Below are 14,847 nucleotides of genomic sequence, written 5' to 3'. Positions count from 1 at the left end.
TATGTGCTACAATGTGTCTAAGCATCCAGATAAAGGAGGTTTTGGGCATGTTGGTAAAAAAGGCTTTCAAGTATCGCATTTACCCTAACAATGAACAGCAGTTGCTTATTCAAAAAACGTTGGGCTGTTGCCGTTTCGTCTTTAATCACTTCCTAGAACAGTGGAATACAACTTATGCTGAAACAGGCAAAGGGTTGTCTTACAGCAAATGTGCCAAACAACTGCCTGTATTAAAAACCTCACTGGAATGGCTTGAAGAAGTGGACAGTACGGCGCTTCAAACTGCCGCACGCCATCTTGCAGACAGCTTTAATCGTTTTTTCAAGAAGAAAAGCCGTGCTCCGCGTTTCAAAAGCCGCCGCAATCCTGTTCAGAGCTACACGGCTAAGCATACGAATGGGAATATTGCGATCCGTGGTCATGAGATCAAGCTTCCCAAGCTGGGGTGGATGCGCTTTGCCAACTCCAGGGCATGCGAAGGTCGTATCATTTCAGCGACCATACGGCGCAATGCATCAGGCAAGTATTTCGTCTCCATCCTTTGTGAAGTGGAGCAAGAGCCGCTCCCTGCCGCACATAAGCATATCGGCATTGACTTGGGCTTAAAGGAATTTGCCGTCTGTTCAGACGGGCTGCGGGTAGAAAGCCCGAAGGCATTTCGCCGCTATGAAAAGAAGTTAGCCTTCTGGCAACGCCGCATGAGCCGCCGTACAAAGGGAGGCTCAAATTGGCATAAAGCCAAGATGAACGTGGCTCGCATCTATGAGAAGATCGCGAACATTCGCCAGAACTTCTTGCAGCAGCTGACAACCAAGCTGATTCGTGAAAACCAAACGATCAGCATAGAAAGCTTAGATGTGGTGAACATGCTTAAAAACACCAAACTTGCGAAATCGATAGCGGATTCGTCGTGGGGTGAATTTGAACGCCAGCTTACCTATAAAGCGAAATGGTATGGACGAACCTTGAAGTTTGCGGATACCTTCGCACCGACAAGCCAAACCTGCCATGTATGCGGCTATGTAAATCCAAAGATCAAACTTCTGTCTATACGGGAATGGAGTTGTCCATCCTGCAAGACGAGCCATGATCGGGACGACAATGCCGCTCAAAATATTAAGCGAGTCGCTATATAGCTGCTCGCACAGACAAGTTGTGGGAACCACAGCTTCTCTTGGGGTACTGCACAAGCAGGACAGTTTCAAACCGATGGGTTTGACAATCCAAGAATCCCCCATCTCTTTAGATGGTGGGAGTGTTCAACTACAAGTAAAGAGAGGAATCAGTGAATCATGATTGAACCAAGCATTAAGCAGGATTTGCGCGAGATCAGCAAGAAATTAACCAACCTTAGGGGGTCTCTTTGACTTAGATCTGAAGAATGAAATGATCGCGAACTTCGAAGAGAAGATGTCAGCCCCTGATTTTTGGGATGATAATGATAAAGCACAGGCCCTCATTTCCGAGATGAATGCGGTGAAAGGCTCTGTCGATCAGTATAAGAAGCTGCAGCAGGAATATGATGATGCAAGCATGATGATCGAGCTGGCCGAAGAGGAAGGCGATGAGAGCATCGCGGCAGAGATTGGCGAAGCAATCACAGCCCTGGTGAGCAAGCTGGAGGAATTCGAGCTGCAGCTGCTGCTGGATCAGCCTTATGACAAGATGAACGCCATTCTGGAGCTGCATCCAGGAGCAGGCGGTACCGAATCTCAAGACTGGGGACAGATGCTGCTTCGGATGTATACCCGTTGGGCAGAGAAGCGCGGCTTCAAGGTGGAAGTGCTGGATTACCTTCCTGGGGATGAAGCAGGCATCAAGAGTGTGACCTTGTCCATTAAGGGCTATAACGCTTACGGTTACCTCAAAGCCGAGAAGGGTGTGCACCGTCTGGTACGAATCTCGCCATTCGATTCCTCTGGGCGCAGACATACCTCCTTCGTATCCTGTGATGTTGTACCTGAGATTACAGAGGACGTGGAAGTGGACATCCGGACGGAAGATCTGAAGATCGATACGTACCGTGCGAGCGGCGCCGGCGGTCAGCACATCAATACGACGGACTCTGCTGTACGGATCACGCATATTCCCACTGGTGTCGTCGTTACTTGCCAGAATGAGCGTTCTCAGATCAAGAACCGTGAGCGTGCCATGACCATGCTTCGTTCAAAGCTATATGAGAGAAAACTGGAAGAGCAGCAAAAACAACTGGATGAAATCCGAGGAGAACAGTCGGATATTGCATGGGGCAGCCAGATCCGCTCCTATGTATTCCATCCCTATAGTATGGTAAAGGATCACCGTACATCCGTGGAAACGGGGAACGTAGGTGCAGTGATGGACGGCGATCTCGATGCTTTCATTGATGGATACCTCCGCAAGCAAATTAAGGTGGAGTCTGAATAATTTATATGGAATTCCTACATGGTAAGGGTAAGTATAGCCGTGTAGGAATTTTTTTGGTTGTCTTTAATTATGAACTTTTGTCATTGATCATCTATTTAAGGGGAGACAGTAATCAAGATGCAGCACGCACAAGAGCGCAAGAGCAGGAACAAACGAGCTTCAAATCTCATTCCGGTAGACGGTCCGCTGCGAGTGGCCGTTGATGCCTTTTTCATCATATTCGGGGCATTTGTCATGTCGATTGCCTTTAATTTGTTCCTCGTGCCGAACTTAATCGCCTCAGGGGGTGTATCGGGGATCTCGATTCTGGGGCAGGCGGCCTTCGGATTCGAACCGGCATTTACACAGTGGGCACTGAACATTCCATTATTTATTGCAGGGTATTCGATACTGGGAAGACAATATGCCATCCGGTCTCTGCTGGGAAGTGTCATGCTTCCGTTGTTCGTTTATCTAACCAAGGATTGGACAGTGCCGACCAGCAACCCGCTGCTGGCCTCGATCTTTGGCGGAATTGGTGTTGGACTCGGAATTGGTATCGTATACCGCGGACGAGGATCAACCGGGGGACTGACGATCCTTGCGCAAATTATTCAGAAATACAGTGGTCTCCGGCTGTCGCTGAGTGTCATGCTCTTAGATGGAGCGGTTATTGTCATAGCGGGGATGCTGCTGTCACTAGAGAACTCACTGTATGCGCTTATCAGTTTATATGTCACGGGAAAAGTGATCGATGCCGTTGAAATGGGATTTGGTACGTCCAAAGTTGCTTATATCATATCCAATTTCACAGAACCGATTAAGCAGGCAATATTGCACGATCTGGACCGAGGAGTAACAAAGCTCTCTGCCCAAGGCGGTTATACGGATGATGAACGTACGGTGCTGATGGTGGTTGTGGGTCAAAGTGAGATTGCGAGATTGAAGACGCTCGTTCGTTCGGTGGACCCGAATGCATTTGTGACCATTACGAACGCCCATGAGGTGCTGGGAGAAGGGTTCAAGAAGACGTTCTAGACACAGAGCTGGGCTTTAGCTGTTTATTTGCAATTGTACTTTATAGACGCACTGTGGATAAATGAAGTGTAAGAAATCGTTCGATCGTTGCAAGTACACATGTTGATGAATAGATGTACAACTACAGAGGTCTAGGCAGACCGAGTGAATCAATTTCATAATACGATCATTTGCTTCAATCAAGACTATATAGTTATGGGTTATTATTGAAATGACAAAAGGGAGTGACCTCACGTTTAAACGGAGGCACTCCCTTTTTCTCTATTATAAAGCTATAAAATAGGCGACAGCAGCCGGGATATCGATTCCTTGAACCGAATCCAGAGTGAACGCTGCCGGTAGTGTTCTGCCGTCATCTCGGCAGAGAGCTGCATATCTTTTTCAAAAGCATCCGTCAGCTCAAGCGCAATCTTGGTATCATAAATGAATGCGTTAATCTCGAAGTTAAGCCGGAAGCTGCGGACATCGAAGTTGGCTGTACCAATGGTCGCAATTTTCTTATCCACGACAATCATTTTCGTATGCAGGAAGCCATTGTCATAGATATAGATCTTGGCGCCAACCTTAATAAGCTCACCGACATACGAGGTGGTTGCCCAGTAGACAAACATATGGTCCGGCTTATTCGGAATCATAATACGCACGTCAATTCCTGACAGACAGGCGATCCGCACCGCATCGAGCATACTGGCATCAGGAATGAAATACGGCGTCTGAATGATGATGGATTTCTTCGCAGCAGAGATCATTTTGATATAACCATTCTTGATATGCTCGATCTCGGCATCAGGCCCGCTCGTTACAATCTGCATACCGACATGATCCTTGCCTTCGGGCTCGGGAAAATGTTCGGGCACAAATGTAATGTCATGATAGCGGGACGCTTCATTCCAGTCCATAATGAACCGGGCCTGCAGCGTGGAAACCGCAGTTCCTTGAATTCGCAGGTGGGTATCGCGCCAGTATCCAAACTTTATATCCTTGCCGAGATACTCGTCCCCGACATTAAACCCGCCAGTATAGCCGATAATTCCATCAATAATAACGAGCTTGCGGTGATTACGGTAATTGAGACGCAGGTTGATCAGCCTGAACTTCGATGGGAAAAAGACCTCGACCTTCCCGCCGGCGGCAACCAGCTCCTTGAAGAAGCTCTTCTTCATGCTCCGTGAGCCGAGCGCATCATACAGCACCCGCACGTATACGCCTTCTTGGGCTTTTTTGATCAGCGCATTTCGTATGCTTCTCCCCAGCCCATCTCCTCGAAGAATATAGTACTGGATATGAATATGATCCTTTGCATTTTCAATGTCTTCCATAAGCTTGTTGAATTTATGATGTCCGTCGCAGAAGATTTCGACACTATTGTCTTCCGTAAATAATGCACCGTTCTGAATCAAATGCATATAAATAAAATCCTTGTACTCTAATGTGTCTTGTTTGCGGAATGGGAAATCCTTCTCCTGCAGGTGGCGAATCTGATCGATGACCATCTGGTCGATGTTGAGCTTGGCGCGTTCCTTCCATTGAAAAAGGCGGTATCTTGTAAGATTCTGCCCGAGCAGCAGGTAGAGCACGAACCCTACAATCGGAATAAAGGTAAGCACCAGCAGCCAGGCCCAGGTGGAAGAAGCGTCTTTGCGTTCCAGAAATATAAGAGCGGCCGCTAGTAACATGTTAATGATGATCACTACAATGTAGCTGATATGGTTGATATCCAAGTGAGTTGTTCCTCCAAATTCGATGATATCTATGTAGCTGGGCCTAATAATCAATCTATCTTAATTAACCCTATTATGCATCATATCACTCAATCGGAATCAACGAAAAGAGATTTCATAGCCTGTCATCATTTTTTTGAGCTGAGGAAGAAACAGGAATGAATAATAACAAATAGAAATCATGCATAAAGTGTTGTATTTATATAAGCGTGGATGTATAATAATTCACATCTATTAAAGAGAACGTATCGTTAAATGGTTTGAGGAAATCGGATAATAGTAAGCAGAAATTCAGCAATTGCCGATATGACAGGCACCGTCAGATAGAGTGCTGCATACATAGAGAGCTGCATGAACTGTGAGCTCAGCTGAAGAGAGAAGGGGAGACATTATGAAGGACAAATTAAAAGTCGCAATTGTGGGTTCCACTGGGTACGGCGGAGTGGAGCTCATTCGTTTTTTACAGCATCATCCGAACGTAGAGATCACTTCCGTCATTTCGTCATCAACGAGCGGAGTATCCATAGCAGAAGGGTTCCCCCATTTAAATACCATTATGGAGCAGACACTGGACGGCATCGACGTAGCCCAAATGGCAGCAAATGTGGATCTGGTATTCACCGCGACTCCATCCGGCGTAAGTACACAGCTCGTTCCTCAGCTCATTGATGCGGGTCTCAAGGTCATTGACCTGTCAGGCGACTTCAGGCTGAAGGATGGAGCAGAGTATGAAACATGGTATAAACACGCTCCTGCAGAGAATCGGTATTTGGAGCAGGCTGTTTATGGACTGAGCGAAGTGTACGGAGAGAAGGTTCAAGGTGTAGACTTCATCTCTAACCCGGGCTGTTATCCGACAGCAACGCTGCTGGGTCTGATTCCTGCCATCGCAGCAGGCATGATTGATCCCGCAAGCATCATTATTGATGCGAAATCCGGTGTATCCGGAGCAGGCCGTGGCACAAGCCTGACTTCTCATTATGCTGAAATTAACGAGAATTTCAAAGCCTACAAGGTTAATAAGCACCAGCACATTCCGGAGATTGAGCAGGTATTAACCGATATTGCAGGTCATAAAGTAACGGTCACGTTTACAACACAGCTCGTACCTATGACTAGAGGGATCATGAGCACGATTTATGCATCCCTAAACGGAAATTATACAGACCAGGATTTCATTGATGCATACAACCAGTACTACGAAGGCAAGCCGTTCGTTCGAATCAGGCAGGCGGGCAGCTGGCCGGCGACGAAGGAAGTATTCGCATCCAACTATTGTGACATTGGCTTCTCAGCCGATTCGCGCACAGGAAGAGTTACCATTTTCGCTGTTATTGATAATGTCGTGAAGGGTGCTGCTGGGCAGGCCATTCAGAATTTGAATCTGATGATGGGCTGGGATGAAGCGACAGGGCTTCAATTCTCACCAGTATACCCATAAATAGAAGGAAGCATAATCCGTGCATGTCCGGCTTTTCATATTAACTTGGATAGGATGGGGAAGAAATCATGGGACAGGTTGCAATTCAGGCTTTTAGCATCGTGGATAACGGATCGATCGTATCGCCATTAGGGTTTAGCGCAGGAGGTTTGCATTGTGGACTCAAAAAGGCGGAGCGTAACGATCTTGGCGCCATCAAATGTGATGTCATCGCGAATGCTGCTGCCGTGTATACAACGAATGTATTCCAAGCAGCACCGCTTCAAGTGACAAGAGACAGTCTGAAGAATGGCAAGCTTCAAGCGATCATTGTGAACAGCGGTAACGCAAACGCCGTGACGGGCAAGCAGGGAGAAGAAGATGCATACGCGATGAGAGCCGCTGCTGCGCGTGAGCTGGGTGTGGCTGAAGCGGATGTGGCTGTTGCATCTACCGGAGTTATTGGTGAACTGCTCAAGATGGATCGTGTGCACGCGGGAATTAAGGCGATGCCTGCGAAGATCGGGAAGGATGCAGAGGCGGCAGGTGAGTTCTCTCAAGCGATTCTGACCACCGATCTTGTGAAAAAAGAAATCTGTGTCACGACTCAAGTGGACGGTAAACAAGTCACGATTGCCGGAGCGGCAAAGGGTTCAGGAATGATTCATCCGAATATGGCGACGATGCTTGCTTTTGTAACCTGTGATGCAGCGATTGAACAGCAGGCATTGCAAGGGCTGCTGGGTCAATCGACAGATGCGACCTTCAATATGATTACAGTGGATGGCGACACCAGTACGAATGATATGCTGGTTGCGATGTCCAGCGGCCTGGCAGGCAACGATACACTGACTCCGAAGCATAAAGACTGGGCGTCATTTGCAGAGGCTTTCAACTATGTATGCGAAGTGCTGGCCAAGGCGATCGCGAGAGACGGCGAAGGAGCTACGAAGCTGGTTGAGGTGAACATTCAAGGTGCAGACACAGATGATTCTGCCAGAGCCATCGCGAAGACGGTCATTGGTTCCAGTCTGGTCAAGACAGCGATGTTTGGCGCAGATGCGAACTGGGGACGAATCATTGCTGCCGTTGGTCGTGCAGGCGTGCCGCTGAATCCAGAGCAGGTTGATGTGAAGCTGGGGGATATTTTGGTGCTGCAAGGCTCTCGCCCTGTGACATTCAGTGAAGATGAGGCACTTGTCTATCTTCAAGGAGATACGGTTCAGATCTATGTTAATCTTCATGGGGGTACAGGTAAGGCGACTGCCTGGGGCTGTGATCTGACTTACGATTATGTACGGATTAATGCAGCTTATAGAACTTAAAGATACTTGGAAAAGGGGAGAGGGGAATGACGCAGGCAAGCACAGAAGTGAAGAAGAGCTCGACCGGGCATACAGCAGGAGCGTTTGTCATGAAATGCGGAGGCAGTACACTTGCGGCGCTGCCGGCTTCGTTTTTCGAGGATTTGCGTGATCTTCAGGCTGAAGGCATAGCACCGGTTATCGTTCATGGCGGCGGTCCGGCGATCTCGGACAATCTGGCGAAGCTTGGTATTGAGACTGAATTTGTCGGTGGACTGCGCAAGACGACAGAGGCAGTGCTGGATGTTGTGGAAATGGTGCTGGCAGGCAGTATTAACAAGCAGATCGTCCGTCTTATTCAAGGGACTGGTGCAAGAGCAATCGGACTGTCCGGTGTGGACGGTGGTCTGATTCAGGCGAAGCCGGTGAGCAACAGCGCTGAGGTCGGTCATGTAGGAGATGTCACTCAGGTAGAGTCTTCTATTATAGAAGGAATCGTCAATCTGGGATATATGCCGGTGATCGCGCCTATAGGTGTTGATGCAGCAGGACAACGCTACAATATCAATGCAGACACGGCAGCTGGAGCTGTCGCTTCCCACCTTGGCGTGGACCGCATGATTGTCGTCACCGATGTGCCCGGGATTATGAAGAATGTCGATGGAGTGAAGAAGGTGCTTCCTTCAGTTACAGTGCAGGAGATTGAAGACATGATCCAGAGCGGCGAAATATACGGTGGAATGATTCCAAAAGTTAGAGCCGCCATTCAATGCATTCAAGGCAAAGTGAAAGAGGTCGTGATCGTGGACGGCAGCGAGCCGAAGATCTTGAGCCGGGTGCTTGAGGGAGAAGTCATTGGCACAAGAATCGTACGGATGTAACGATGACAGCAAGAAGATCTAGGTGTATGAACGGACAGCTCGCAATTAGAGCAACGAATGTTTTTTATTAAAACGGCGCATGCGCCAAAATCAGATGGGAGTGTAGATGATGACCGTTACGAATCAATCACAGCAGACACAAGCGGCAGCACCTGATAAGCAAGTGACGAATGAGGCAGGGAGCTCGCTTTTTCCAACCTATGCACGGTATCCGCTTAGCCTGGTCAAGGGCAAGGGCAGCTACCTGTGGGATGACAAGGGCAATAAATATTTGGATTTCATGAGCGGTCTCGCCGTCACCAATCTGGGTCATGCGCCGGATAAGATTGTGAATAAAGTGAAGGAACAGCTGGATGAGCTGTGGCATGTATCGAATCTGTTCACCATTCCTGGACAGGAGCAGGCAGCGAAGCTGCTGACAGCAAATACTTGTGCTGATGCGGTATTCTTCTGCAACAGCGGGGCAGAGGCTAATGAAGCGGCGATTAAGCTTGCGCGCAGATATCAGCAAAAAGTGCTTGGCAAAGGCAAGTTTGAGATTATCACCTTCAAACAGTCCTTCCATGGCCGGACACTAGCGACGCTCACTGCAACTGGACAGGATAAAGTGAAGGAAGGCTTCCTTCCGCTGCCAGAAGGCTTTGTTCATGTGCCATTGCATGATATCCCTGCACTGGAAGCAGCAATTACACCGCATACGGCGGCGATTATGCTAGAGCTGATCCTGGCTGAAGGCGGCATTCATGTCGTCGAGCCGGAATTTTTGAGAAAAGTGAAGGCGCTCTGCGAGGAACACGGCTTACTGCTGATTATGGATGAGGTGCAGACAGGCATGGGCAGAACAGGCAAGCTGTTTGCTCATCAGCATTATGATGTGGAGCCGGATATTTTCACTTCAGCCAAAGGGATCGGCAGTGGATTCCCGGTTGGTGCGATGCTGGGTAAAGCTTATTTGCGTGATGCATTTACCCCAGGAAGTCATGCGACTACGTTCGGGGGCACACCGCTGGCGATGGCAGCAGTCAATGCAACGATCGAGACGATCATTGAAGAGAAGCTGCCTGAACGGGCACAGCAAATGGGAGATTACTTGATCGAATCCTTGCGCAAGGAGCTGGCAGGCATTTCATTTGTAACCGAGGTACGCGGCCGAGGTCTGATCGTTGGGATTGCATGTCAGGGACCGGTTGGCGATATTGTCGCAGCAGGCCAGAGCAGAGGCTTTCTGTTCGTGAATGCAGGGCCTGAAGTGATCCGCTTCCTGCCAAACCTGTACGTGACCACAGAAGAAATTGATACAGCAGTGGCTCTAATCAAGACGTTGATTGAAGAACACATCGCTGCGAACGAAGTTTGAAGGAGGATGAACACATGACAATTACACAGCTGAACCTCAAAGGCCGGGATTTTATTGAATTTACAGACTATAGCAAAGAGGAGATTGAATATCTTCTCCAGCTTGCTATTGATATCAAGAAGAAGCAAAAAAGCGGTGAGGTCTATCAGCCTTTGAAGGGCAAGACCATCGGACTTATTTTTGAAAAATCATCGACACGTACGCGCGTATCCTTTGAAGTAGGGATGTTCCAGCTAGGCGGGCATGCGCTGTTCTTAAGCAAAAATGATATTCAGCTTGGACGCGGTGAGACCATCAGCGACACAGCTCAGGTGCTCTCTCGTTACCTGGATGGGATTATGATTCGGACGTTTGCGCACAGCAATGTGACGGAGCTTGCCAAGTATGCGGATATTCCCGTAATCAACGGGCTGAGCGACGATGCGCATCCTTGCCAGGTGCTGGCTGATTTCCAGACGGTGCTGGAGCACAAGGGACAGCTGAAGGGCCTTAAGATGGCCTATGTAGGCGACGGCAATAACATGGCTCATTCCCTGATGCTCGGTGCTGCCAAGCTTGGTATTCATGTATCGGTGGCGAGTCCTGAAGGATACGGACCGAATTCAGCGATTGTGGAGAAGGCGAAGAGCATTGCACAAGAGTCGGGTTCTCAGGTTGTCGTGACCCGCAGTCCAGAGGAAGCAGTGAAGGATGCGGATATTATCTACACGGATGTATGGGCAAGCATGGGCTTTGAGGAAGAGCAGCAGGCCCGTGAAGCTGCTTTTGCTGACTATCAGGTTAATGAAGAGCTCATTAAAGGAGCGAAGAAGGATTATATCTTCCTGCACTGTCTTCCAGCACACCGTGGTGAAGAAGTAAGTGAAGGGGTCATTGATGGACCGAACTCGGCTATTTTTGACCAAGCGGAAAATCGTCTCCATGCCCAAAAAGCACTGATGGCTGCCCTGATGGGGTAATGAAGAGATTTTTATATACTCTTAAGTTAAGCAGTTGAAGGTATATGAAATGGATTCGTTAATGTTAAAATAAATTGTAGATATTGGAATCTATATGGACTATTGTTCAAGCGACTAAGGAGGACATTATGGCAAAAGAGAAAATTGTACTGGCCTATTCCGGCGGACTGGACACTTCCGTCATTCTAAAATGGCTCAAGGAAACTTATGATGCAGAGATTATTGCGTTCACAGCAGATATCGGACAGAAGGAAGAGCTGGACGGATTAGAGGAAAAAGCACTCGCAACAGGTGCCTCCAAAGTATACATCGACGATCTGCGGGATGAGTTCGCCAGTGACTTCATTTACCCGATGTTCCAGGCGGGTGCCTTGTATGAAGGCCAGTATCTGCTCGGCACCAGTATCGCGCGTCCGCTGATCGCGAAGCGGATGGTTGATATCGCGATTGCTGAAGGCGCGACAGCCATTGCACACGGTGCAACAGGTAAAGGGAACGACCAGGTACGTTTCGAGCTGAATGCTGCTGCGCTTACACCAGACATCAAAGTGATCGCACCATGGCGTCTGGAAGAATTCCGCAATCAATTCCCGGGTCGTGCGGAAATGATCGCTTATGCAGAGCAGCATGGTATTCCCGTAACGGCATCGGCAGCGAAGCCGTATTCCATGGACCGCAATCTGCTGCATATCAGCTATGAGAGCGGAGTGCTTGAGGATCCTTGGTTTGATGCGAGTGCACCAGAGAACAAGGAAATGTTCCTTCTTAGCAACTCACCAGAGGATGCTCCTGACGAAGCGGAGTACTTGGATCTTGAGTTTGAAAAAGGGAACTGTGTAGCTCTGAACGGTGAGCAGCTGAGTCCGCTTGAAGTCATGGAGAAGCTGAATGAGCTGGGCGGTAAGCACGGAATCGGCCGTGTTGATATGGTAGAGAACCGTTTCGTTGGCATGAAGAGCCGCGGTGTGTATGAGACGCCAGGTGGAACGATTCTGTTCACTGCGCATCGCAAGATGGAATCCATCACCATGGACCGTGAAGTGATGAACCTGCGTGACAGTTTGATCACACGTTACAGCACGCTCGTATACAATGGCTTCTGGTTTGCACCGGAACGTCTCGCACTGCAGGCACTGGTGACGGAGAGCCAGAAGAATGTAACAGGAACGGTTCGCGTGAAGCTGTACAAAGGCAATATTATTGCGGCTGGCGTGAAGAGCCCTGTTAGTCTGTACAATCCGGACATCGCGACGATGGAGGCAGATCCTACCCAGGCTTATGACCAAGGGGATGCAACAGGCTTCATCCGCCTGAATGCTCTGCGTCTCAAGGTCGGATCGGGTGTAGCACAGAACCAATAATGATGTGCCCTAGAAGTAATGTGGCATGATTATAGATGAAGCAGCTGTAAGCTGGTAAGGAAGCGTAAGGCCGTTCCTTGAAGAGAACTCAGGAGCGGCCTTTATCCATGAGATGTGAAAGGGAGGAAGGCACAGACATGAGTAAATTATGGGGCGGGCGTTTCACAAAACAGACGAATCATTTGGTGGAGGAATATACAGCATCGATCAATTTTGACAAGGCCCTCGCAGAGGAAGATATTCAAGGCAGTCTGGCACATGTGACAATGTTGGGTAAATGCGGAATTTTGCCACAGGATGATGTGGAGAAGATCAAAGAAGGCTTGAATACGGTTCTCGGCAAAATTCGTGAAGGCCAGATTGAGTTCTCAGTCTCAGATGAAGATATCCATATGAATATCGAGAAGAATCTGATTGAGGAGATCGGACCGGTGGGCGGTAAGCTTCACACGGGACGCAGCCGGAATGACCAGGTAGCAACCGACATGCATCTCTACTTGCGGTCTCGCGTTATCGAGATTGTCGGGATGCTGCATGCGCTGCAGGAAGCACTGATCGGACAGGCCAAAGAGAATCTGGATACGATTATTCCAGGCTATACTCATTTGCAGAGAGCACAGCCAATTCTATTCGCTCATCATCTGATGGCGTATGTCTCCATGTTCCAGCGCGATGCCGAGCGTCTGATCGACAGCTACAAACGGATTAATGTGCTTCCACTGGGTGCAGGCGCACTGGCAGGAACAACCTTCCCGATCGACCGTCACTTTGTTGCTGAGCAGCTTCAATTTGACCGGGTATATGAGAACAGCCTTGATGCGGTAAGTGACCGTGACTTTATCGTTGAGTTCCTGGCGGATGCTTCCCTTATTATGATGCACCTGTCTCGTCTGAGTGAGGAGCTCGTATTGTGGAGCAGCACGGAGTTCAATTTTGTCGAGCTTGATGATGCGTTCTGCACAGGCAGCAGCATTATGCCGCAAAAGAAGAACCCCGATGTGCCGGAGCTTGTCCGCGGTAAGACAGGACGTGTGTACGGTAACCTGATGGGTCTGCTCACCGTGCTTAAATCCCTTCCGCTTGCGTACAACAAAGATATGCAGGAAGACAAGGAAGGCATGTTTGATACTGTGGCAACACTCGAAGGAGCACTGCAGCTGTTTGCGCCGATGATTGCTACGATGAAGGTGAACAAAGGGCGGATGCGCGAAGCCGTGAATCAGGACTTCTCCAATGCGACCGATATTGCCGACTTCCTCGTAGGCAAGGGCCTTCCTTTCCGCCAGGCACATGAAGTTATCGGTAAAACGGTGCTGTATTGTATCCAGAACGGAAAATACTTGCTTGATCTATCCCTTGATGAGTTCAAGCAATTCTCCGAGCTGTTCGATGATCAGATTTATGCGGTGCTCCAGCCGGAAGCGGTCGTCAATGCGCGTAACGTTTACGGAGGTACGGCTACTACTCAAGTGGCCGATGCGATTCGCCGGAGCGAAGCGATGCTGGGTCTGACCACGCAATGGCTTAAAGAGCATACAGAGTAACTAAGATCGTTCTAAATGTAAAAAGGGATTGCTTGAAGGAGGCTAAGGCTGCCGTCCTTGAAGTAATCCCTTTTTTATCACATGTTCTATTATTTCTGCAAAGGAAGCCACTCCAGAACATCCTGAATGCGTGCATCCCAGTATCCCCACTCATGTTCTCCCGGTCCTTCGGTATAAGTGAAGTCAAGATTGGTTTGTTCAGCTGCCGAACGGAAGCTGAGATTATCCTCATATAGGAAGTCCTCTGTTCCGCAGCACTGGAACAGCTTAGGCTTAGGACCTGGCTGCTGATCGCACTGTTTCAGAAGATGGATCAGATCATTTTCTGTTCCTGCAATGATGTCGCCGAAGATCCGTTTGAATTCCACGCTGCGCGCGTCATCCTGAGCCTTGAGATTGTCATAATGGGCCGCCATATCGACAGCACCAGAGAGGCTTGCTGCAGCAGCATATTCCTCTGGTCTGGACAGTGCAATCTTCATAGCGCCATATCCGCCCATGGAGAGCCCGGCAACAAAGTTATCCTCACGTGCAGAAGATAACGGGAAGAAGGATCTCGCCAGATTCGGAACCTCTTCCGTTATGTACGTGTAATACTTACTTCCTTCAGCCATATCGGTATAGAAGCTGCGATATGCGTTCGGCATGACTACCGCAATTCCTAGCGCGGAAGCATAGCGTTCGATGGAGGTCCGGCGCATCCAGATGGAGTCATCATCGGAGAGACCATGCAGCAGATAGAGTGTCGGGTAGGGCCCTTGTCCCTGCTTCGTATCCACTCCAATCTGAGAAAAAGTCTGCTGGGGCAGAATGACGTGCATCGTTGTATTCAGTCCTAGTACTTCGGAATAAAAGTGACATTGCATAAAGGCCATTA

12 protein-coding genes are annotated in these 14,847 nt (G+C 48.9%); 10 read left to right on the top strand and 2 right to left on the bottom strand.

The window, feature by feature from the left end:
• Nucleotides 1-47: 47 nt before the first annotated feature.
• The 3 genes from tnpB to ACFSVM_RS22355 all read left to right on the top strand — a co-directional run bounded on the left by tnpB (nucleotide 48) and on the right by ACFSVM_RS22355 (nucleotide 3,423).
• Entirely contained in the window at nucleotides 48-1,136 is a 1,089-nt protein-coding gene (tnpB, locus tag ACFSVM_RS22365) for an IS200/IS605 family element RNA-guided endonuclease TnpB (RefSeq protein ID WP_379264662.1), read from the top strand.
• A gap of 156 nt (nucleotides 1,137-1,292) precedes the next feature.
• Nucleotides 1,293-2,406, top strand: a protein-coding gene (gene prfB / locus ACFSVM_RS22360; RefSeq protein WP_143757775.1) for a peptide chain release factor 2 whose coding sequence is annotated in 2 segments (ribosomal slippage) — nucleotides 1,293-1,364 and nucleotides 1,366-2,406 — 1,113 coding nt in all. Because the reading frame shifts where the segments join, the coding sequence is not laid out codon by codon here.
• 117 nt (nucleotides 2,407-2,523) lie between these two features.
• Nucleotides 2,524-3,423, top strand: coding sequence for a YitT family protein (locus tag ACFSVM_RS22355; RefSeq protein WP_076314534.1), 900 nt, complete (start codon nucleotides 2,524-2,526; stop codon nucleotides 3,421-3,423).
• 272 nt (nucleotides 3,424-3,695) lie between these two features.
• Here the strand turns inward: ACFSVM_RS22355 and cls are convergent, their stop codons facing one another.
• Complete coding sequence (gene cls / locus ACFSVM_RS22350; RefSeq protein WP_379265219.1) at nucleotides 3,696-5,099, bottom strand: cardiolipin synthase; 1,404 nt, start codon at nucleotides 5,097-5,099, stop codon at nucleotides 3,696-3,698.
• A gap of 436 nt (nucleotides 5,100-5,535) precedes the next feature.
• On the opposite strand from cls, the gene argC reads away from it, so the two are divergent.
• The 7 genes from argC (at nucleotide 5,536) to argH (ending at nucleotide 13,970) form a co-directional block, all read left to right on the top strand.
• Complete coding sequence (gene argC / locus ACFSVM_RS22345; RefSeq protein WP_379264659.1) at nucleotides 5,536-6,585, top strand: N-acetyl-gamma-glutamyl-phosphate reductase; 1,050 nt, start codon at nucleotides 5,536-5,538, stop codon at nucleotides 6,583-6,585.
• A 68-nt stretch (nucleotides 6,586-6,653) separates the two neighbouring features.
• On the top strand, nucleotides 6,654-7,889 hold the full coding sequence (gene argJ, locus ACFSVM_RS22340; protein ID WP_379264657.1) for a bifunctional glutamate N-acetyltransferase/amino-acid acetyltransferase ArgJ: 1,236 nt from the start codon (nucleotides 6,654-6,656) through the stop codon (nucleotides 7,887-7,889).
• A gap of 26 nt (nucleotides 7,890-7,915) precedes the next feature.
• Nucleotides 7,916-8,749, top strand: coding sequence for an acetylglutamate kinase (gene argB / locus ACFSVM_RS22335; protein ID WP_090724639.1), 834 nt, complete (start codon nucleotides 7,916-7,918; stop codon nucleotides 8,747-8,749).
• A gap of 106 nt (nucleotides 8,750-8,855) precedes the next feature.
• The gene (locus ACFSVM_RS22330) at nucleotides 8,856-10,106 is read left to right on the top strand and encodes an acetylornithine transaminase (RefSeq protein ID WP_177178713.1); all 1,251 of its coding nucleotides are present in this window, start codon (nucleotides 8,856-8,858) and stop codon (nucleotides 10,104-10,106) included.
• 14 nt (nucleotides 10,107-10,120) lie between these two features.
• The gene (gene argF / locus ACFSVM_RS22325) at nucleotides 10,121-11,065 is read left to right on the top strand and encodes an ornithine carbamoyltransferase (protein WP_379264654.1); all 945 of its coding nucleotides are present in this window, start codon (nucleotides 10,121-10,123) and stop codon (nucleotides 11,063-11,065) included.
• A 128-nt stretch (nucleotides 11,066-11,193) separates the two neighbouring features.
• Nucleotides 11,194-12,426: an argininosuccinate synthase gene (locus ACFSVM_RS22320; RefSeq protein WP_076314541.1), complete on the top strand. Its 1,233-nt coding sequence runs from the start codon at nucleotides 11,194-11,196 to the stop codon at nucleotides 12,424-12,426.
• Between the two features lie 137 nt (nucleotides 12,427-12,563).
• The gene (argH, locus tag ACFSVM_RS22315) at nucleotides 12,564-13,970 is read left to right on the top strand and encodes an argininosuccinate lyase (RefSeq protein WP_076314542.1); all 1,407 of its coding nucleotides are present in this window, start codon (nucleotides 12,564-12,566) and stop codon (nucleotides 13,968-13,970) included.
• 89 nt (nucleotides 13,971-14,059) lie between these two features.
• Here the strand turns inward: argH and ACFSVM_RS22310 are convergent, their stop codons facing one another.
• Complete coding sequence (locus ACFSVM_RS22310) at nucleotides 14,060-14,845, bottom strand: alpha/beta hydrolase (protein WP_379264651.1); 786 nt, start codon at nucleotides 14,843-14,845, stop codon at nucleotides 14,060-14,062.
• Nucleotides 14,846-14,847 lie beyond the last annotated feature (2 nt).

Source organism: Paenibacillus shunpengii, from assembly GCF_042684905.1.
Classification (GTDB): Bacteria; Bacillota; Bacilli; order Paenibacillales; family Paenibacillaceae; genus Paenibacillus; species Paenibacillus shunpengii.
The sequence above is the reverse complement of the archived record's forward strand: the minus strand, read 5'-3'. Positions and strand labels throughout refer to the sequence as shown.